This window comes from Winogradskyella sp. ABM4_392 (genome assembly GCF_056160445.1).
The window spans coordinates 1-247 of record NZ_JBSWXE010000026.1 but is presented as its reverse complement, the minus strand read 5'-3'; the positions used below and the strand labels follow the sequence as shown (position 1 = coordinate 247).

The 247-nt window shown below is 49.8% G+C and carries 1 protein-coding gene; it reads left to right on the top strand.

Annotation, left to right across the window (positions count from 1 at the left end; all coding sequences use genetic code 11):
- Nucleotides 1–59: 59 nt before the first annotated feature.
- A partial coding sequence (locus tag ACXAFS_RS15320) for a DUF7507 domain-containing protein (RefSeq protein ID WP_475308053.1) occupies nucleotides 60–247 on the top strand: 188 nt, incomplete at its 3' end.

Sequence of the window (247 nt, the reverse complement as noted above, 5' to 3'; positions counted from 1 at the left end):
CCTTATTAACAGGTCCAACGTTCGTCAGTGCGGATGCCGGCAGTTTAGAAGGCGACTTATTGGTCGGCGAGACGGCTACGTATACAGCGACTTATGTGATCGAGCAAGATGCAGTAGATGCCGGAGGCTTTAGCAACAGTGTGTTAGCCGATGGAGACAGTCCGGCAGATACCAATGTTGATGACACGAGTGATGATGGAGATGACACGGATGGTAACACAGAAGATGATCCAACAGAAACCACCAT